Source organism: Brevibacillus reuszeri, assembly GCF_002897295.1.
Taxonomy (GTDB): Bacteria; Bacillota; Bacilli; order Brevibacillales; family Brevibacillaceae; genus Brevibacillus; species Brevibacillus reuszeri_A.
The window spans coordinates 1-18,062 of the sequence record NZ_BEXF01000017.1 but is presented as its reverse complement, the minus strand read 5'-3'; the positions used below and the strand labels follow the sequence as shown (position 1 = coordinate 18,062).

21 protein-coding genes are annotated in these 18,062 nt (G+C 48.8%); 4 read left to right on the top strand and 17 right to left on the bottom strand.

The genetic code is table 11. The annotated features are described in order from the left end of the window. Positions 1-37: 37 nt before the first annotated feature. The 4 genes from C3B52_RS23270 to C3B52_RS23255 all read right to left on the bottom strand — a co-directional run bounded on the left by C3B52_RS23270 (position 38) and on the right by C3B52_RS23255 (position 3,706). Positions 38-1,141, bottom strand: a complete 1,104-nt coding sequence (locus C3B52_RS23270) for a threonine aldolase family protein (RefSeq protein ID WP_103108777.1) — start codon at positions 1,139-1,141, stop codon at positions 38-40. Between the two features lie 129 nt (positions 1,142-1,270). Then, complete coding sequence (locus C3B52_RS23265) at positions 1,271-1,702, bottom strand: small multi-drug export protein (protein ID WP_103108776.1); 432 nt, start codon at positions 1,700-1,702, stop codon at positions 1,271-1,273. A gap of 83 nt (positions 1,703-1,785) precedes the next feature. Continuing rightward, a complete protein-coding gene (locus C3B52_RS23260) occupies positions 1,786-2,781 on the bottom strand; it encodes an ABC transporter permease (protein ID WP_103108775.1) in 996 nt (331 codons plus the stop codon). Continuing rightward, entirely contained in the window at positions 2,747-3,706 is a 960-nt protein-coding gene (locus tag C3B52_RS23255; RefSeq protein WP_103108774.1) for an ABC transporter ATP-binding protein, read from the bottom strand. Before C3B52_RS23255 ends, C3B52_RS23260 begins: the two co-directional genes overlap by 35 nt. A 129-nt stretch (positions 3,707-3,835) precedes the next feature. Here C3B52_RS23255 and C3B52_RS23250 point away from each other — a divergent pair, with 129 nt between their 5' ends. After that, positions 3,836-4,624, top strand: coding sequence for a GDSL-type esterase/lipase family protein (locus C3B52_RS23250; RefSeq protein ID WP_103108773.1), 789 nt, complete (start codon positions 3,836-3,838; stop codon positions 4,622-4,624). Here the strand turns inward: C3B52_RS23250 and C3B52_RS23245 are convergent. From C3B52_RS23245 to C3B52_RS23210, 8 genes are all read right to left on the bottom strand, one after another. Next, positions 4,616-5,851 carry an MDR family MFS transporter gene (locus C3B52_RS23245; RefSeq protein WP_103108772.1) on the bottom strand — a complete coding sequence of 412 codons (1,236 nt, stop codon included), beginning with the start codon at positions 5,849-5,851 and terminating at the stop codon, positions 4,616-4,618. The genes C3B52_RS23250 and C3B52_RS23245 overlap by 9 nt on opposite strands. 201 nt (positions 5,852-6,052) lie before the next feature. Continuing rightward, positions 6,053-6,541, bottom strand: coding sequence for a CcdC protein domain-containing protein (locus C3B52_RS23240; protein ID WP_103108771.1), 489 nt, complete (start codon positions 6,539-6,541; stop codon positions 6,053-6,055). Positions 6,542-6,595: 54 nt separating this feature from the next. Then, positions 6,596-7,363: an ABC transporter permease subunit gene (locus C3B52_RS23235; RefSeq protein ID WP_103108770.1), complete on the bottom strand. Its 768-nt coding sequence runs from the start codon at positions 7,361-7,363 to the stop codon at positions 6,596-6,598. Continuing rightward, complete coding sequence (locus C3B52_RS23230; RefSeq protein WP_103108882.1) at positions 7,360-8,073, bottom strand: ABC transporter ATP-binding protein; 714 nt, start codon at positions 8,071-8,073, stop codon at positions 7,360-7,362. Before C3B52_RS23230 ends, C3B52_RS23235 begins: the two co-directional genes overlap by 4 nt. Beyond that, complete coding sequence (locus C3B52_RS23225) at positions 8,073-8,477, bottom strand: GntR family transcriptional regulator (protein WP_103108769.1); 405 nt, start codon at positions 8,475-8,477, stop codon at positions 8,073-8,075. The genes C3B52_RS23230 and C3B52_RS23225 overlap by 1 nt, the downstream gene beginning before the upstream one ends. A 186-nt stretch (positions 8,478-8,663) precedes the next feature. Then, positions 8,664-10,211, bottom strand: coding sequence for an MFS transporter (locus tag C3B52_RS23220; RefSeq protein ID WP_103108768.1), 1,548 nt, complete (start codon positions 10,209-10,211; stop codon positions 8,664-8,666). Next, positions 10,208-10,648, bottom strand: a complete 441-nt coding sequence (locus C3B52_RS23215; protein ID WP_103108767.1) for an SRPBCC family protein — start codon at positions 10,646-10,648, stop codon at positions 10,208-10,210. The genes C3B52_RS23220 and C3B52_RS23215 overlap by 4 nt, the downstream gene beginning before the upstream one ends. A gap of 13 nt (positions 10,649-10,661) precedes the next feature. Beyond that, positions 10,662-11,150 (bottom strand): MerR family transcriptional regulator, encoded by a 489-nt coding sequence (locus C3B52_RS23210; RefSeq protein ID WP_103108766.1) that lies wholly within the window; start codon positions 11,148-11,150, stop codon positions 10,662-10,664. 292 nt (positions 11,151-11,442) lie between these two features. On the opposite strand from C3B52_RS23210, the gene C3B52_RS23205 reads away from it, so the two are divergent. From C3B52_RS23205 to C3B52_RS23195, 3 genes are read left to right on the top strand one after another with little or no spacing between them, the layout of a single operon-like run. After that, positions 11,443-11,862 carry a MarR family winged helix-turn-helix transcriptional regulator gene (locus C3B52_RS23205; RefSeq protein WP_103108765.1) on the top strand — a complete coding sequence of 140 codons (420 nt, stop codon included), beginning with the start codon at positions 11,443-11,445 and terminating at the stop codon, positions 11,860-11,862. 27 nt (positions 11,863-11,889) lie between these two features. Next, positions 11,890-12,531 carry a nitroreductase family protein gene (locus C3B52_RS23200; protein WP_103108764.1) on the top strand — a complete coding sequence of 214 codons (642 nt, stop codon included), beginning with the start codon at positions 11,890-11,892 and terminating at the stop codon, positions 12,529-12,531. A 30-nt stretch (positions 12,532-12,561) separates the two neighbouring features. Then, a complete protein-coding gene (locus tag C3B52_RS23195; protein WP_103108763.1) occupies positions 12,562-12,858 on the top strand; it encodes a putative quinol monooxygenase in 297 nt (98 codons plus the stop codon). Positions 12,859-12,945: 87 nt separating this feature from the next. On the opposite strand, the gene C3B52_RS23190 is transcribed toward C3B52_RS23195, so the two are convergent. The 5 genes from C3B52_RS23190 to C3B52_RS23170 all read right to left on the bottom strand — a co-directional run bounded on the left by C3B52_RS23190 (position 12,946) and on the right by C3B52_RS23170 (position 17,850). Continuing rightward, positions 12,946-13,605, bottom strand: a complete 660-nt coding sequence (locus tag C3B52_RS23190) for a tetratricopeptide repeat protein (RefSeq protein WP_306418827.1) — start codon at positions 13,603-13,605, stop codon at positions 12,946-12,948. A 184-nt stretch (positions 13,606-13,789) separates the two neighbouring features. Further along, complete coding sequence (locus tag C3B52_RS23185) at positions 13,790-14,638, bottom strand: YtnP family quorum-quenching lactonase (protein WP_103108761.1); 849 nt, start codon at positions 14,636-14,638, stop codon at positions 13,790-13,792. A 72-nt stretch (positions 14,639-14,710) separates the two neighbouring features. Continuing rightward, a complete protein-coding gene (locus C3B52_RS23180) occupies positions 14,711-15,007 on the bottom strand; it encodes a hypothetical protein (protein ID WP_049738258.1) in 297 nt (98 codons plus the stop codon). Positions 15,008-15,170: 163 nt separating this feature from the next. Next, complete coding sequence (locus C3B52_RS23175) at positions 15,171-17,174, bottom strand: FAD-dependent oxidoreductase (protein WP_103108760.1); 2,004 nt, start codon at positions 17,172-17,174, stop codon at positions 15,171-15,173. Between the two features lie 205 nt (positions 17,175-17,379). Beyond that, on the bottom strand, positions 17,380-17,850 hold the full coding sequence (locus C3B52_RS23170) for a hypothetical protein (RefSeq protein WP_103108759.1): 471 nt from the start codon (positions 17,848-17,850) through the stop codon (positions 17,380-17,382). Between the last annotated feature and the right edge of the window lie 212 nt (positions 17,851-18,062).

Sequence of the window (18,062 nt, the reverse complement as noted above, 5' to 3'; positions counted from 1 at the left end):
CTCCCTGCTTTAAACCTGCCTATTTTTGCAAAATGGTCTATTTCTCCTGAAGAACTGCTTCCAATCTCTGATTCAGTATTTGAAAAGCATTGTGAATAACCTCTTTGGGAATGTCGGCATATTGATCTCCGACGTTCACTTCACAATAGCTCGTTTCATCATCAATATGATTTAACCGTGTGATCAAGCCAACACCTGTTTCCTCATAAACTGAAATCAAGACAGGCTCAACCTTTGCTTTTGGAAGAGAAAAATGAATATGAAACATATTGGATACTGGAATCACGGGGCGTGTCTTAACTCCATGGCACTCGTTATACAGGCTAGCCAGTTCTTTAGCATTCTCGTAGTATTGGTTAAACCGATCTAGCCTTTGCGAAAAGTAATGATCCGCACTGAGAATGTACGGATAAAGGCTGATCAAATCACCGCCATGCCGTCTTTTCCAGATGACCGACTCTTTTACAAATGCATCGTCACCTGCCAGGATCGCTCCTGCAATTCCTCCGACACCTTTGTAGAAAGAAATGTAAACGCTGTCAAAGAGGCTGCAAATTTGTTCAGCCGACTTTTGATAATAAGGAAGCACTTCCAGCAGCCTAGCTCCATCCAGATGTAGAATAATTCCTTTTTCACGGCAAAAAGCAGAGATCGCTTCCAGCTCTTCATAAGAAGGCAATTCGCCGCCGATCTCGCGCTGTGGTAATTCCAGCAGCAAGCAGGAAATGTTCGTGTCCATATTCCGCACATCATCCGGCCGAATCAGCCTGGTTTTATCTGCGAGGAGCACTGATTCAATCCCGTGCAAATGCTTTAGTCCCTCTTCCTCATGAATTTCCAAATGGCTCAGCGGATGATAAGCGACTCTTTTGATTCCTTTTTTCTCGGACCAAATGCGCATCGCTATTTGCTGCGCCATCGTTCCACTTGGGAAAAAGACAGCCGCTTCTTTTCCTAAAAATTTTGCAATCTTGTTTTGAAAATCTTCTATGAGGGCGCCTGTACCATACACATCACTATCCATCTTACCGTCTAACTCATTCAATACGTCCTTCAATACTTGAATGTTTCTTTTTCCATGTCCAATGAGTGGGTATGCCGTTCGATTATACGCTTCTAAGAGTAGGTTTGTACTGCTCATATTGATAGGCAACTCCTTTCTCTTTCCCTCGCTTTATTATACATCAATCTCGGAACAGCAGTCCGCATGCACGAAAAAACCGCCTTTGCTTAACCCAAAGCCAAGGCGGTTCTTCTATGCTGGTTATGATTATGGGGTCAAAAATTGAAGCAGACCAAATGCAACCGCGACGGTAAGAATGACACTCCAAATGAGGATTCCGATCGTCATCCACCACATGAGCTTCCCTGTCGGCGCTCCTAGCGAAATTCCAATCGCAGCCCCGAGTGGCGCTCCGGTAAGTAAAGGCGAGGCCAGTCCCAGACCAATCACTCCGTATTTTTCCCAAATACGCGCCATTCGTCCTTGTTTTTTCCCCTTCTTCTCTATGCGCTGAATCAGCCAGCTGCGCAGAGAGCCGCCCAAAAAAATGACGATCCCGGCACTGGCAATCGCGCCAATCGCACTGCATATCCCGATGATCAGCGGTGGTAGCTGCAAGGCAAATCCAAGCGGGATCGCTGCCCATAGCTCCATCATGCTCGTTACCACTACTGTTCCACACTTCCAAAGCATTTCCATGTAATCAAGTATGCTCCTCTCGTCTGTACGTCTCTAACAAGGTAATACGTACATACCGAGTAAAAGTTTCCATTTCTCCCACATCAAGAAGTCACATCTTTTCGGGTAAAGACCAGGTACGCGACCACTAAAGCCGCAATCGCCCAAATCGATAAGACTGTGAGTGAAAAGGGTAATGTCATCCCTTTGATCGGAGGCAGGGTCCCATTCAAATAATCGGTCAGCTGCAGATTCACCACAAATAAGTACTTGGAGGATTCCCATGACGATGCCATCTGGGTGAGAATTGTTCCACTGATAAGTGCTGCCATCATAATTCCCATACCGGCTGCTGCACTGCGCACGAGTACCGAAACCATAAAGGTCACCGTTCCTACCACGATGCAAACAAACCAGCCGAGCCCATATTGCATCAGAAGAAACTGCCATTGCGGCAGCATAAATGCACCCGTCGTAGACAATTCGCCGCCCGTCACCTCAAAGCCGGTCAAAATCGGGAGGTCCCAGCCAGAGTAGCCAAAAACCACGCCCGACATGAGGTAAGCCAGGATAAGCGTAGTTAGCACGGTCAAGGAAGTGAATAGCAGCATCGTAATGTATTTGCTCGTCAGGACCTTCCACCGCCTGACCGGCCTCGTCAATAACAGCTTGATCGTGCCTTCACTGAACTCCGCTGATACCAGATCAACAGCTAGTACGACAATAATCATCGGTAAAAACATCGAAATGGCCTGATCCATAAAGCCGCGTGCAAATGTTGGTCCACCAGGCGCCATCGGGTTAATGTCGTGATCGAGATAGTACTGCTGCTGTTGAATCCTGATTTTAATAAAATCTCGCCATTCCTCAGGCAACCGGCTCGACGCCAGTCGGTTTTGCATATCGACAATCTGCTGGGTTAACAAGGGTCGCCAATCGGTCGTTCCCATCCGCTCCTGAGCAGTCACTACGGATCGATATTGTGCGTATGTAAAAATCGGAATTAAAATCGCCAAAATCAGCACGACGACGAGAAATCTACGGCGGCGGAGCAATTTTACCGTCTCATTTTGTACGAGTCCCACCATGCTCTGTCCCATGCTCCTTACCTCCCCCCGTCAAAGTGAGGAACAGGTCCTCCAAGGTCACGGTTTTTGTCGCGATCCCCGTAACAGGTACTCCCTTACCTACCAACGTCTGGTTCACTGCACTTACCTGATCGATGTCCATCCGTGTTTTCAACCGTTCCTCCCCGCTTTGCCATACCTCTGTTACTGCTTTTATTTCCCGTAATACAGACGCTGCTTGCTCCATATGCGACAGTGGAATTGTCCACTCCACCTGATCGGCAAACTGCTCCATCAGCTCTTTTACTACGCCTACCGAGATAACCTTTCCTTGGCTAATAATCGCCACGCGGTCACACATCATCTCAATCTCGCTGAGTAAATGACTGGAGATGAAGACAGCAAGCCCCTCCTCTTCTGCGAGGCGACGAATAAACTGGCGCAGCTCGCGAATTCCAGCCGGGTCCAAACCGTTTGTCGGCTCGTCTAATATGAGGATTTTGGGTCGGTGGAGCAAGGCTTGGGCAATACCGAGCCTCTGCCTCATGCCGAGAGAATACGTTTTTACCTTGTCATCAATCGCTCGCTCCAAATCCACAAAACGAACGATTTCCTCGATACGCTGTGCCGATATGCCACCACTCATTCGCGCAAATTGCTCCAGGTTTTCTCTGCCCGTCAAAAACTTGTAAAGCTCGGGATTTTCTACGATGCAGCCGACCTGGGCGATCGCTTTTGGGAACTGCTCCTGTAGAGAAATGTTCGCGATGCGCACATCTCCCCCATCGGCTTTTGCCAAACCTACCAGCATCCGGATTGTCGTCGTTTTGCCTGCACCGTTGGGACCTAGAAAACCAAAAACCTCACCTGCATAAACATCAAATGTAATATCGTGAATGATCGGCTTGCCGCCGATCGCTTTTTTTAATCCCTTTACCGAGAGGACTGTTTCGGCCAATGTGTGCCCTCCTATCCTTCTGTCGCCCCATCGCCTGACGGAGGCATACTGTTTATGGTACACTGACAAAAGATGTCCATCCACATTATACCATGCAATACTATCCAACATCGAATAGGAGGGTACCCCATGCGCACATCCGGCCAGCTTCTTTGGCGCACGGCAGGTCTTCTGTCCTTTCTTTCCTTTTTACTTTTTGCTACCGGATTTGTGCTCGCAATGAACCCCAGCCAGCTGGCTCCTGCGAACGCGACTCCGCCAGCCCAAGCTAGCAAGCCACCAGCACCATTGCCCCAAGCAGGGGTACACAAGGTCGTAGCTTTGGGTGATTCACTCACGCGTGGCGCAGGTGATGCAAACGGGCAGGGCTATGTGGGACTCGTTCGGCAGGCGCTTGAGAAGCAAAATGGTCAATCGATTACGTTTACCAATCTCGCCATCAACGGCCAAGAGTCGACTGATCTACTCACACAGATGTCCCAGCAGCAAGTAAAGACACTCTTGACCGAGGCCGATTTGATTTTGTTTACAATCGGAGGCAATGACCTTTTCCGGCAAACAGGCGGTCTGTATTCCCTCGAAAAAGAAAAAGTGGCCGCAGCCATTGAAGGGCTTACGACCAACTACGAAGAGATTATTCGTCAAATTCGTTCGGTAAACAAAAACGCTACCATCGTCTATACATCGCTGTACAACCCGTTTGGCGATACGGAAACAGGTCTGGATACGATCAAGCCTGTACTCGATTGGAACAATACGGCATCCCAGATCGCTTCCCGCTATCCGCATGTGATCGTGGTTCCTACCTACGATTTGTTCCTGCGAAAAGAACAAACCTATTTGTATACGGACCATTTTCACCCGAATACAGAAGGGTATGCACGTATAGCGACTCGCATCATGCAAGCTTTAGAGTGAGTCTGCCCGCGAGTAATTAAGAGATTTTCCGGTACTCGCCAGATAAACGCGCTGACCAGCCCACTGGAACGCTGTACTAACCATGGAAAAGGCAGCGACAATCAAGAACAATGTGGTGCCACCATACGATGCGAGCAAAATACCGCCCATCCACGGGCCGATGAATTGTCCCAGGTTACTGAAGCTTTTGGCGCCATAATAGCTGCCGCGCATGCCCTCGGGAGCCATTCGGTCAATCAGCACATCACCGGCTGTAAAGGTCAAAATTTCTCCAAAGGTAAACAGCACCATTGCCACGATAAAGATCAGCCATGAGCTGGCAAACGCATATCCGACATCGCCAAGCGCATACATGACGTTTCCCACAAAAATCGCTGTGAGAGGCGTCTTTTTTTCTGCCCAGCTCGTCAGTGGCAGCTGCATCAGGACAACTACGATCGCATTGACACTCATGAGGATCGCAAACAGCTCCGTACCGTTCACAACTGTCATTTCCGAGAATTTTGCCAGCGTCGAGGACATTTGCGAATAGCCGATTGCTCCAAGCACACCCGCAATCATGTACAGGCGAAACGCCTTATCCTTGACGACTACGCTAAACGCTTTGCCAAACGTCACTGTCTCTTTTTTCTGACCCTCGATTTGTTTAATGCCAAACTTGTTTAATAAGCCTTGCAAGCTGATGACATAAAACAAATAAATAACAGCTGTAATCATGAACGGCAGGGCAACTGATGTTTTGGCCAGCACTGCACCGGCGATCGGTCCAACGGCAACCCCCACATTGATCGCCGTGTAGCGCAAGCTGAATACACGGAACCGCTTTTCTGGCGGCGTCACATCAGCCATGAGTGCTTGCGAGACCGGCTCGTAAAACGATCGACAGAGGCCGCCTGCCATATTTAACAGCAGCAGCACCATCGGATTTTTACTGAGCGCAAAGCCTACAAACACAAGCGTCCAAACATACAAGGCTCCCAGCATGACCCGTCTGCGGCCAATCCTGTCAGACAGTGTCCCTGCTATAAATCCCCCCACTGTTCCAGCTAGTGGACCTGCCCCGATCGTCAAGCCGATCATCGCCAAATCCATATCCGTGTTATTGGACAAGTATAAGAACAAAAATGGCATGCTCATCGAACTGGCAGCCCTAACGAACACGGTCCCGACTACCAACGACCAGACAATCGGGTGAAACTCCTGCAAACGCGCTTTCAACCAACCCATTCTCTCGCACTCCTCGCAACTGTTCTGCATCTTCCTGTCTACCAGAACAGACGCTCTACGTTGTACTCATTGTAGTGAGGAGTCATGCCTTCGTCAATCATCATTCAAAATTTTTGGATTATGAAAAATTTCTATGAGACTTATCTAAAATTCGATAGGGTGCAAAAAACCAGGTATTAAAACCCGACTGCCTGCTTTCGTTTACGTGCTCGAAATGGTTCTCGTGAATTTGATGTAGCTACCGATTCTCCAGATACCCACATAAAGGACCCCCATACACATCATGAGAATGGACAATTCGACGACGTCTATGGATTTAAAGTACTGCGTCAACACGAGACGAATGAGTACAATCGCGATCAGGATGAACTTGAGATTCCGGTTTGGCTTCGAATAGATCAAACCATCCTCTCTTCTCTCATATTCGGTCTGCTTCAGCATGACCGTCCCGAAGATGACACCGAGAACGATAGCGATGAGCAGCTCCCAAACCGCCGGCATATGAAATGTTTTTCCTGGGATATGCATGAGCTGGTACATGCCCCATGGCACCCCAACAAGCATCACCCCAATCGGGATCAATATCCTGTAGCCTTTTCCCTTGATGGGCTTCTTTCCTCTTCTGGTTCTGAGCCAAATTCCGAGACCTACGATCAATACAACAAATACGATGGGTAAATAGGATTGCATGGCATCCTCTGTCCTTTCTTCAGGAAATTGTAGTGACTGTATTACACTTTGTTGCTAGATTGACAGCTTCCGCTCAAGCAGATAGGCCGCTATGCGGATGAAAAGATAAGCAACGATCCAACTGATCAGCATGGCCCACAGATTGGGGATCAAGAGCCCGGGCTGGTCGCTGAATAACCGGCGCGCTACATGATAGCTGGGGATAAATGTCTGAAATCCGCTGTAGAAAGTACTCAACCCTCCTATGATAACAACCCACAGAATCGGACTGAGCGGGCGTAGTGTCGTGTAATGAATCGTTGCCAGCAAAAGGCTGAGAGAAAGGATAAACGGACTGAAGCCAATGACGATCGCCAGCAATGGGAGTCCGGTCAACATGGTCAACCATACGTCCACAGAAGAATATCCTTTTACCAAGAGGGCAATGATTCCCGCAAACAGTGAAATCAACACATACACGCAGGATGATACTGCCACTGTCCGCAGCCAGGCAGCGAAGAATTTGGCACTTACCAGACTCAGTCGGGAGTATGGCAAGGTGAGCCACCACCCGAATGTCCCATTCTCCCATTCTCTTCTCAGCATCAGCACGCCCATGACGACCAGCATATAGGGGAAACCGATTGCAACACCCCACAGCTGAGGCAGCTTGAGCTGGCCATGGATTGCAAAATAAGTGGCCACTCCGACAGCGACAAGGGCAAGCAGGGCCAGGTAGATCGTCCTGCCGTACCCAAAGCCTTGCGAACGGTCCAGCTTTCTCCAGCTTCCCTTCAGCTTCCACTCATGATGGACGAGCGACAAAAACATGCGCAGGCTCATCGACTCCACTCCCTTTTGTAGAACGTCCGGAATACGTCATGGAGAGATCCATGTTGCGCCCGTAACTCGTCAGCTTCGCCTGACCAGATTGCTTTTCCCTGATCCATGAGCACGATATAGTCAAACAGCCCCTCCACTTCCTGAATGTCGTGTGTGCTAATCAGGATGGATACCTCCCGCTCTTCCAAATAATCGATCATACCGGCGATGATCGCTTCTCTGGAAATTAAATCGATCCCAGCGAACGGTTCATCCAAAATGATGAGGGGAACATCACGGGACATACAAAGAATCAGCATCACTCTTGCCTCCTGGCCTTTGCTCATGCCAGCCAGGCTCATTTCCAAATCGACATCCATGTACGTCGCAAATTTCTTGGCTGCTTCCAGATCAAACCCCGGCAGGAAGGATGCTCCCCATTCAAACGCCTGCAGTACGGTATGCCGCGGATACCAGCGGGCTCGATCGGGCAGGTAACCGATTTGACTATTTGTTTGCCACCCCGGCGATTGCTCTAATACCCTGATCTCTCCTGCATCTGGGGTGATCAACCCGGTGATTGCCCGAAACAATGTGGACTTACCGCAACCGTTTGGACCGAGTATGCCGACGATTCGTCCAGCGGGAATCACTAGGTCAAGGTGGTCGAGCGCGTATTTTTTACCGTAGCGTTTCGTCAACTGATTACATTTGACAATAGGCTGCACCATCATCTGGTTCCTCCCGATTCATTCGGATACTTTTTACTAAGGTAGTCCTGTATTTCGCCTAAGGGTATGCCCAAGCTCGCCATTTGCTCCACGAATGAATCCATATACCTCGATGCCAGCTCCGACCGAAACCGCTGCACGCGTTCAGCCGACGAAGTGACATAGGTTCCTTGTCCCCGGCGTTTTTCTGTTAATCCGTCACGCTCCAGCTCCTGATAGGCTCTCATTACTGTATTTGGATTCACCCGAAGCTCCAGAGCCAGCTCTCGAACAGATGGCATTTTTGTTCCCAATTCGATTTCTCCTTTTGCAATAACGCTTCGTACTTGATCCAGGATTTGCTCATACAGCGGCTGACTAAAATCAAGCTTGAACCGCAATGAGCCAATCTTTTGTTCCTCCATGGGCTTTCCTCCTGCCCTTCCCTGCGTATGTAGTGTATTATATCACTTAATACACTCGACACAATAGGCAATCCGTATAAAAAAGGCCAACCAGAAATCACTGGTTGACCCGATCATACGAATAAAGTTTTGGACTGCCGCAAGCAAAGCAGATCATCAAGCCTGCCCTTATTCTTGTGTAGACAATTACATCTCACCTGGCTTTTTCTGTCCGATGGGAGGTAAATGCCGAAACTTGATCACGGTGAGTACGGCGATAGCAATCATGAGCACGCCGCTAATCGCCACAACAGCATGAATCCCGTTGGTAAATGCTACTCGTGCTCCATGAAGAATTGTGGAGGCAATAGGTTCGGGCAATGCTTTTGCCGACGAGACTGCCCCAGCTAGGCTCTCGAGAGTGGCTCCGTGAGTTAACATCGTAACATCTCTCGGTATGAAGCCGACAATTTGCGTGCGGTACACATATGTACCAATGCTGCCTAATACGGCGATTCCTAGTGCGAATGCGAATTCACCGCTCGTCTGAAGTAGGGACGCCGCCGAACCGGCCTTCGATGGCGGGGCCGAGCCGACAATTAAATCGCTGGACAAGCTCGCAAACGGGGCTACCCCCACGTTAAAAAGGATATACCCGACAATCAGGGTAGAAAGTCCAGACCCCGCCGTTACCTGGGACAGTATAATACAACCAGTCGCCGAGATGGCAAGGCCTGCCCCGATAAGGAGTGAAGGTCGGATCTGCCGAGCAATGAGCGGCGACAGCAACATGCCCGTCATCGACGCAACAACTCCCGGAAGCATGCACATCGCTGCCTGGAGCGGCGATAGTTCTTCTACGAATTGAAGATGCTGAGCGATGAAGAGCATGGATGCGCCTGTCAAAGTAATACCGAACAAGCCGCCAAGCGCCGTGCTGAAGGTGGGGTTTGCAAATAGGCGCAGATCTATTAGCGGACTGTCCAGCCGTTGCTGCCTCCTTACGAATAAGGTCCCGAAAGAGACTCCAGCAACAATGGCAATGAGCGGCAGAGTCGCAAGACCTTGCTTAGCGATTTCCTTGAGGCCGTATATTACTGGCAAAATGGTGCACATCGACAGCACGACACTCGCCATATCCAAACGGCCAGGCGCAGGATCCCGATAATCGGGCAGAAGATGGGACGCAGTCAACAACAGCAACGCCATAACTGGAACCCCGAGTAGAAAAATCGACCCCCATGAAAAATGCTCCAGCATCGTTCCGCCGACGACAGGGCCAAGCGCCATGCCTCCCATGGAGCACATGAACCATATGCCTATGGCGAGGGAGCGCTGCTTATGATCGCGGAACATATTGCTGATTAAAGCCAAAGACGAAGGGGATACCGTCGCCCCGGCTATGCCGAGCAGTGCCCGTGCTGCAATCAGCATTCCAGAAGTGTTAGCACAAGCGGCCAACACCGAAGCCGAACCGAATGCTGCTGCACCGATCATCAGCAGCTTACGGCGGCCGAGCCGATCTCCGAGTGTGCCCATCGTGATCAAAAACCCTGAGAGCATGAAGCCGTATATGTCCATGATCCATAGCTGCTCAGTGCTGTCAGCGCCAAGAGCGATACTGATGTGAGGAAGTGCGAGAATCATTACAGACAAATCTACCGAAATGAGTATGGCAGGCAATGAAAGCACGGCAAGTCCAATCCATTCCTTTAGACCGGCCTGAATATTCGATTCAAGCGCAGCAGCTTTCATTGGTCCGCTAGAACCTCTCCTAGCCGATCCAGCATCAACTTCGTTCCATGCTCACGCTGTTCAGGCGTATCGAGACCATCCAGAAAAACGCCCTGCTCGGTATAAATCAAGCGGGTGCCGCCGTCAACGGATTCGAATTCCACCGTCGTCACAGAGACGGACATTCGCTTATCTTCCATATCCAGCGTGTATGAGTATACAATGCGCTTATCCTGAACGATCTCCTGATAGCAGGCATCAAATGTGTAAACGGGTCCTCCAGGCGGACCACCTCGATTGAATTCACGACCACCGACACTGAAGTCGAACTCTTCAGCTTTAGGAAACCAGCTGGCTTTAGCTGCTTGACCCGCCCATGCAGCGAATACGCGGGCAGGGGAATGTTTATAGTTCTTTTCGATAACAAATGTAGAATGTTTTGCAGACCTTTCAGTCATAGTCAAAGCCTCCTTATCCGGGTTCTTCCGGATGCTCGTCTAAATATTCACCAAGTCGGTCGAGGTGGATATCGATATTCGATTTCCTCTCGGCGAAAAATTTCTCATGATTCATTCTCATATTCCGCATGATTTTCATGAAATTCTCTACAGAAAACGGTTCGTTCCTTTGCATCCGACTTGATACATTCTCAAGCTCCTGCAAGAGCTTCTGCTGCATGCGGATATTTTCTTTCAGGCGGTCGATTTGCATGGTAACAATGTCGGACAGGCCGAGTTGATCTCCCGCCATTACAGCTTTAATCTCCTCCAGTGATAGCCCCAATTCTTTCAGGGACAAGATTTGCTGGAGGCTTGAAATGTCCTTTTCGGTGTAGAGTCTATATCCGGACGCCGAATAACCGGATGGTGAAAACAAACCAATCTGATCGTAAAAGCGCAAAGTTCGTATTGTGATTCCTGCCATTTTTGCAAGTTCTCCAACCCTCCATTGTTCCTTCATGATCAGCCCCTTTCTTGGTCGCTAGCGTTTCACCGGTTACTTCACTATAAACCGTTACGCTACGTAATGGTCAAGGACCCTTATGAAATTTTTCCCAAAGGGAATTATGAGTCATAAACTCGCTTCCGAAACCACTAATACGTCAAAAGTTTTACATCACTTCGCTTTAGGTGGTATCGCAGGATGTTGCAAACAAGAAAATAAAATGCTATATTAATTGAGCTATCAATGATTGATGCATCAAATATTGAGATTGTATTCCTATTCATATTGCCCCCGGGAGGCATTTTTCATGACACACAGGGAATTGGAAGAGGAGCAGATTCTGAATCTGCTTATTGGATTAACCAATAAAATCAGTCCAAAGTTCGAACGCTGTACCGGAATCAGCTCAACTCGTCTCGCAATCTTGCAGATCCTTTGCGAATGTAACGAAATCAATCAGTCCCAATTGCAAAAGCACATCAATATCGACAGTGCCGCTATTACTCGCCATCTGAAGCAGCTAGAAGCGGATGGCATGGTGACGAGGCACAAAAATCCAATTGATAACCGTGAAACCTTCGTTCGTCTGTCTGAAGAAGGGCATCAAAGGATTGAAGGGTACAAAAGCGAGAAACGAAATTTTATCCAGCAGATTCTGGAAGGCTTCAGCGAGGATGAAACACAGGTCTTAGTGGATTTTCTCAAACGAATGCAAAACAACATTTGATTAGGCATAAAAGGAGTTGGATTCAACATGAAGAGCACATTGCAAAGAACAAATGATTTTCGTGAAATCACCTTTGGTCGTCGATCTGTCAAGCAATATGATCCCGAAGTAAAAATCAGCCGCGAGGAAATGACCGAGATTCTAGAGGGAGCTACACGTGCCCCATCTTCGGTTAACCTACAGCCTTGGCGTTTCATGGTTATCGAAAGTCCAAAAGGGAAAGAAAAGCTTGCTGAGCTGGCACGCTTCAACAAGACGCAGGTGCTCACCTCCTCTGCTGTCATTGCAGTATTCGTCGACATGAACAACGTGGAATATATGGATGAGATTTTTGGCAAGGCTGTCGAGCTTGGATATATGCCGCAGGAAGTGAAGGAAATGCAGCTTTCAGCCGTGAAGCCTTACTACAACAATCTGCCACCTGCTGCTCTGCGAGATGTCAATTTTATCGATGCCGGTCTTGTATCAATGCAATTGATGCTGGTTGCCCGTGCTTATGGCTATGACACCAACCCGATCGGCGGCTATGAAAAGGATCAAATAGCTGAAGCGTTTGGTATGGACAAGGATCGCTACCAACCGATCATGCTGATCAGTATTGGGAAAGCAGCGAAGGAAGGACACCCCTCCTACCGTCTGCCCGTTAAGACTGTGACAACCTGGAAATAAGCCAAAATTATCGAAGAGAGGTTGAAAACGATGCTGATTATACATGCCCATCTCCAAGTGCTTCCAGCACAGGAAGAAGCATTTCTGACAGCAGCTAAAGCTCTGGTTGCTGCCAGCAAAGCAGAAGCAGGAAATGTGGGATACACCCTTTTGAAAAGCACAGAGCACGAGCATCACTACACCATGGTAGAAAAATGGAAGGACGCTGCGGCAGTTGCGGCGCATAATGCAAGCGCTCATTTTCAGGCGTTTGTGAAGCAAGCCCCTTCCTTTTTCCCGGCACCAATGGAATTGGAAGTATTTGCAGGTGAGCCTGTTAAGCTGTAAATTATGTATGGACAAAAAAACAGCAAGGTTGGCCCCGGTGGTCAGCCTTGCTGTTTTTTGCACGAAACCTATGCGATTCCCATGCATTCATTTTTTCAACCACGCCAGAAGCGCCCAGCGTCTTTCCGTGCGACGTTTGTAGGAAGGCAATCCCCGATATACTTCTACCGCTTCCAGATAAGCTCGCTTCGCCCTCTCTTTTTGCTGCAATTCGTTATACAGCTCGCCTTGTTTATAGTACACCTCGCATGACGACATGTTCATCCTCGCCAGCTCTTCTAGACTCGCAATGGCTTTTTCCATCTGATTCTGTTTTACATATGCCTCACCTATGAGTAAATAAGGTTCACCATATTTAACTCGTGGATTGGCTAGCAATGCCTGCTCAATCAGCTGCAGGCCCTCTTCTGTGCGACCTAGCTTCAGGAGACAGCTGCCCTTGTCGCACAAATATTCGGGAGAATCCTGCATCAATGATGAAATTTCCTCCAGATAGGTCAATGCCTCACTGAATTGCCGTTTCTCCATAAGCAGGCGGGCCGCTTCCAGTTTGGCAGGGGTGTCATGCGGATTGAGACGCAGCTGATTTTTTAGAGTGGATAAACGTCTCCATCTCCGAAAAGGCTTGGTAATGTCAGGGAACAAGCGAACAAAGCGAAGATCCAGAAAGTAAAGAAGCAACAGAATAATGATCAGGGCGGCAAAAGGATTTCCTGTCAGCCACCACAAAATCGAGAACAAGAACATTTTCCCCAACGATTTTCCCTCAATCCTCTATGTTTTTTCCTTCTAACTATAAGAGCCCTTCCTGCAAATTGTCAAATATTGTTACATAGATGCTTTTATCCTTTTTTGAATGAAACAAGCTAACAAGAATAACTAGGATGGATATTCGACATTTCCGTACAAAAAACCGGGGCTAACCCCGGTTTTACTGCTCCACATCAATATGCTCGATAAGCTCTCCAGCTTCATTCCATTTCACAACCCGATAGAGCGCATCATGGTAAAACGTAAACCAGGCTCCTTGTCTGATCCCCTCTTTGATCCATTCTTCCTTGGCAAAAATGGAGGTCATCGGGTAATCATCATACGCCATAACCCAAAGTGAGTTTTGATGCGCGTGAGTCGGCATAATATCAGCCATATGTAGAATGAGCTGACCGTCACTCTCCATCTTTACGATAGCATGTCCATGACTATGTCCGCCCGTATGGTGCAGGGAGATCCCTGGCAAAACCTCCACGCTCTCTGCATACGTCTGTACCTGTTGCTCAATCGGGCGCCAGTTTTCCTCCCAATATGTATTGCGGGATCGAATATTCGGCTCTCTCATTTCGGCCCATTCGAGCTCCTGCACGTAAATCACTGCTTTGGAAAACGTAGATACAAGCTGACCGTCTTTCCACGATACGAGCCCGTTTGCATGATCATAATGCATATGGGTCATGATGACGATGTCGATATCCTCCGGTGTCAGTCCCTTACTCGCCAGCGATTCAACCAGTTGCGATTCCTCGACTAGACCAAAATTGCGCTTCTGCTTGTCCGTCAATCGATCATTCCCCATGCCAGATTCGATTAAAATCCGTTTGCCATGCGCTTCGACGAGAATCGGGTCAGCACGAAGTGGAACCTGATTCAGCTCATTCGATGGATAGCGCTTACTCCATAGCGGCTTCGGTACAACCCCGAACATGGCCCCACCATCCAGCTGAGTGAGCCCGCCTTTTAACCAGGTTAGTTCAAACTCTCCTGCTTTCCACTCGTTCAGTTTCATGATTTCTGCCCCCTAGCGTAGCGATCGATTGGTATAAGGAATGAAAAAGTGAAAAGCACCCAGCTGGGTGCCTTATTGCTTCTCTGCCACACTTACGGTTCGTGTCGCTGGAGCAATTTCCAACAGCAAATCACTGGAAACGGCCTGTACAGTGACATCTGAATCACTGCGTCTATGATGAAGCACGAGTTGGGCTACTTTTTCATTTTCACAATAAATGCTAATTAATGTTTGGAGTGGGTTTGCGCTGCCGCCTGCAATCACCTTAAAACCTGGGGCAATCGTAAACGTCCATCCTTCCACCTCTATTATTGGAGCTGTAGAGTACAGAAAGTAACGTTTCCCCAAAAGTATGCCATTATGATTCATCAAGGCGAGAGCCCCCAATCAAATGAATTTGAACAGTATGATTCCATTTTGCAAGAAGATGCGCACGATGAAAAGTCTTTCGACAAAAGTTCTGAAAAGACGACACACTCCCATCATCATACACCACACTCTTTATAATCGGAATAGAAAATCATCTTTATCATTAAATGATTCTACCTACCGTGGAGCCGTCAAGAATGGCCCTTTTGGCATCCAGCTCTCCCGCTTCTCTCGCGCCCCCGATGACGTGCACTTGCAGCCGGCCTTGCAGGGCATGAAACAGTGCGTCATTTGAAGTCGCACCTGCTGCAACAATGACCGTCTCCGCAGAGATCAAACGCTCCTCATCTTGCTGGCTAATCAGCACTCCATCCGGCGTAATTTTTTTGTATGTCATTTGCGTAATCATTTCGACCCCATGCCGTCCCAGACTGGCGAGTACCGCCCAGCGCGTCGTCTTTCCAAGCCCGGTTCCCACATGTTTGCCGCGCCGAAGCATGTAGATTTTCCGCTTTCTCGGTTTCAACTGCTTGATTCCTGTTTCGGAAAGGATCTGATATTCGAGCAAGTAATCCGCAACCTTTGGTGAAATTACCTCATCTTGCAGCAGCAGATGTGACAAATCACAGGCGATGCCACCAGCCCCTACAATTGCAACCGTACGTCCTACCTTCACTTGCCCTTCAAAAACCTGATCGTAGCTGACTACATGGGCCAGATCTACACCTGGAATCTCTGGGCGTCGCGGGATCACGCCTGTTGCCACAACGACCTCTGCAAAGCCTTCAGCCTCCAGTGCATCTGCTGTCGCCATACATCCAAGCCTGGTTTCAACACCGAGCCTGCTCAGCTGTGTTTTGTAATAGCGGAGTGTTTCATTGAATTCTTCCTTGCCCGGTACTTGGCGTGCATAATTCAGCTGCCCACCGATCTGCTGACTCTTCTCGATGACTACGACCTGATGACCTCGCTCCGCTAGCACTCTTGCCGCTTCAAGCCCAGCCGGTCCGGCTCCTACGACCGCCACTTTTTTTCGTAAGGCTGCTGGAACAAGAGCCCATTCCTGCTCTCTGCCTACGAGAGGATTGACCAAACAGGAGGCTACCTTGTTGTCAAAAATATGATCGAGGCAGGCCTGATTACAGGCAATGCATGTGTTTACCTCATCATACCGATTCTCTCGGCTTTTTCGCACAATTTGTGGATCAGCCAGAAACGGACGAGCCATTGATACCAGGTCACTGCGTTCGTCTAAAAGAATCGCCTCCGCCTGACGCAAATCGTTTATCCGGTTGCTCGCGATCACAGGTATGCTTACTGCCTCCTTGACCTGCTGCGCTACCCAGACATAGGCGCCCCGCGGGACCATCATCGCAATGGTTGGTACACGGGATTCATGCCAGCCGATGCCGATATTCAGCGCATCCATCCCTGCTTGCTCCAGCATGCCAGCGAATATCAGGGTCTCCTCCATCGTTGTGCTCTCTGGAATCAAGTCGATGCCCGACATGCGGAAAATAATCGGATAATCGGGTCCTACCGCTTGGCGCACGCGCCTTGCCACCTCCACACCAAATCGGGCTCGCCGTGAAAAGTCACCGCCCCATTCATCCTGACGTATATTCGTGACAGGCGACAAAAACTGATTGATTAAATACCCTTCTGAGCCCATAATTTCAACCGCATCGAAGCCGGCTTTTTTCGCGCGAACGGCTCCTTCAGCAAAGGCTTGGATCGTTTGCTCGATTTCATCCACACTCAGCTCACGTGGCTTTGTTCGATTAATCGGTGCCTGGAGCGGTGAAGGTGCTACTGGATCATAGCCCGTTTGCTCTTTGTGTGCGTACCTGCCTGCATGAAACAGCTGCAGAGCAATTCTTCCTTTGGCTTCATGTACTTGGGTAGTGATTAGTCGCAGCGGTTCAATATCCTCATCCCGAAATACGTTACAGTACGGCTCCCCCATACCGCCTTCGGGCAGGACAGCAGCCCCTCCTGTTACAATCAAGCCTGCTTCTCCTCTGGCACGCTCCACATAAAAGGTGGCGAGTCGGTTAACACCATCCTCAAGCTTTTCAAATCCCACATGCATGGAACCCATCATGATTCGGTTTGGCAAGGTCAGCGTACCGATCTGAATAGGCTCAAACACTTTTTTCAATCCCACAACGATACCCCCTCTCGTTACGAGTGAATGCTCATTCATTATTCTACTGTGATTCGCTGTACATGTTTTGAAATCCTTCCTGACGCTTGCGCACAACACGCAAAAAAGCCCGAGAATCTTCTCGAGCTTCTATACCCTTAGTAAGACCAGCTCTCGCCAGCCAAACAGCTTGCTTTACTTTCCCTATGTCCGCTGAACCTCTTTTTTATTTCGAAAAGCTAACCAGCTTTCCCAAGTCTGACGAGAATCGCTCAAGTACGTTTTCAAGCTGTAGCTCCTCGTCTTCTGTAATCGGTTGCTCCACAACAAAATGGTAGTCGAGCATTATCACAGCTTCTGCCATTTTCCCTGGTTCGAGATAGCGACGCTTTTCCGTTAACGAAATTTCTGGTATCATCACTCGAGCTCGTTCCCACAACTGCTCACTTTGATCACTCCCCTGCACTCCAGGGTACGATACCTCTACCTCCACTTCACAGCTTGCTTGATCTGGCAAGGAAAAAAGATGGATGGATGCCACCGGAACATGTTCTTCTTCTGAGGCAGCAAAGGAGATGATGACCTCCTGCAGTTCCTCTTCCGCTACCAGCGAACGGTCCGAACGTAAAACAATATCTGTTATCATTCCATGAGCAGAGAAATGCTCACCTAGTTTTTCCACCATAAATTGCAGCACCGCTTTACTCCTCCTGCTTCTCGTTGACCTTTTGCAAGCAAGTATATCACGAGTGAGATGGGATAGAAAATGTACCCAGATATCCAATCGAGTAGGAGGGGGTGACTAACCCCCGACCTCTCACACCACCGTACGTACCGTTCGGTATACGGCGGTTCATCTAAGTTTGACGTAAAAGAAAATACCTATCCTTAAGACTCTTAAGACCTTCG

What these genes read in the sequence shown, in the direction of transcription:
- C3B52_RS23270 (WP_103108777.1), bottom strand. Translation starts at nt 1,141, where the DNA reads ATGAGCAGTACAAACCTACTCTTAGAAGCGTATAATCGAACGGCATAC.
- C3B52_RS23265 (WP_103108776.1), bottom strand. Translation starts at nt 1,702, where the DNA reads ATGGAAATGCTTTGGAAGTGTGGAACAGTAGTGGTAACGAGCATGATG.
- C3B52_RS23260 (WP_103108775.1), bottom strand. Translation starts at nt 2,781, where the DNA reads ATGGGACAGAGCATGGTGGGACTCGTACAAAATGAGACGGTAAAATTG.
- C3B52_RS23250 (WP_103108773.1), top strand. Translation starts at nt 3,836, where the DNA reads ATGCGCACATCCGGCCAGCTTCTTTGGCGCACGGCAGGTCTTCTGTCC.
- C3B52_RS23245 (WP_103108772.1), bottom strand. Translation starts at nt 5,851, where the DNA reads ATGGGTTGGTTGAAAGCGCGTTTGCAGGAGTTTCACCCGATTGTCTGG.
- C3B52_RS23240 (WP_103108771.1), bottom strand. Translation starts at nt 6,541, where the DNA reads ATGCAATCCTATTTACCCATCGTATTTGTTGTATTGATCGTAGGTCTC.
- C3B52_RS23235 (WP_103108770.1), bottom strand. Translation starts at nt 7,363, where the DNA reads ATGAGCCTGCGCATGTTTTTGTCGCTCGTCCATCATGAGTGGAAGCTG.
- C3B52_RS23230 (WP_103108882.1), bottom strand. Translation starts at nt 8,073, where the DNA reads ATGGTGCAGCCTATTGTCAAATGTAATCAGTTGACGAAACGCTACGGT.
- C3B52_RS23225 (WP_103108769.1), bottom strand. Translation starts at nt 8,477, where the DNA reads ATGGAGGAACAAAAGATTGGCTCATTGCGGTTCAAGCTTGATTTTAGT.
- C3B52_RS23220 (WP_103108768.1), bottom strand. Translation starts at nt 10,211, where the DNA reads ATGAAAGCTGCTGCGCTTGAATCGAATATTCAGGCCGGTCTAAAGGAA.
- C3B52_RS23215 (WP_103108767.1), bottom strand. Translation starts at nt 10,648, where the DNA reads ATGACTGAAAGGTCTGCAAAACATTCTACATTTGTTATCGAAAAGAAC.
- C3B52_RS23210 (WP_103108766.1), bottom strand. Translation starts at nt 11,150, where the DNA reads ATGAAGGAACAATGGAGGGTTGGAGAACTTGCAAAAATGGCAGGAATC.
- C3B52_RS23205 (WP_103108765.1), top strand. Translation starts at nt 11,443, where the DNA reads ATGACACACAGGGAATTGGAAGAGGAGCAGATTCTGAATCTGCTTATT.
- C3B52_RS23200 (WP_103108764.1), top strand. Translation starts at nt 11,890, where the DNA reads ATGAAGAGCACATTGCAAAGAACAAATGATTTTCGTGAAATCACCTTT.
- C3B52_RS23195 (WP_103108763.1), top strand. Translation starts at nt 12,562, where the DNA reads ATGCTGATTATACATGCCCATCTCCAAGTGCTTCCAGCACAGGAAGAA.
- C3B52_RS23190 (WP_306418827.1), bottom strand. Translation starts at nt 13,605, where the DNA reads ATGTTCTTGTTCTCGATTTTGTGGTGGCTGACAGGAAATCCTTTTGCC.
- C3B52_RS23185 (WP_103108761.1), bottom strand. Translation starts at nt 14,638, where the DNA reads ATGAAACTGAACGAGTGGAAAGCAGGAGAGTTTGAACTAACCTGGTTA.
- C3B52_RS23180 (WP_049738258.1), bottom strand. Translation starts at nt 15,007, where the DNA reads ATGAATCATAATGGCATACTTTTGGGGAAACGTTACTTTCTGTACTCT.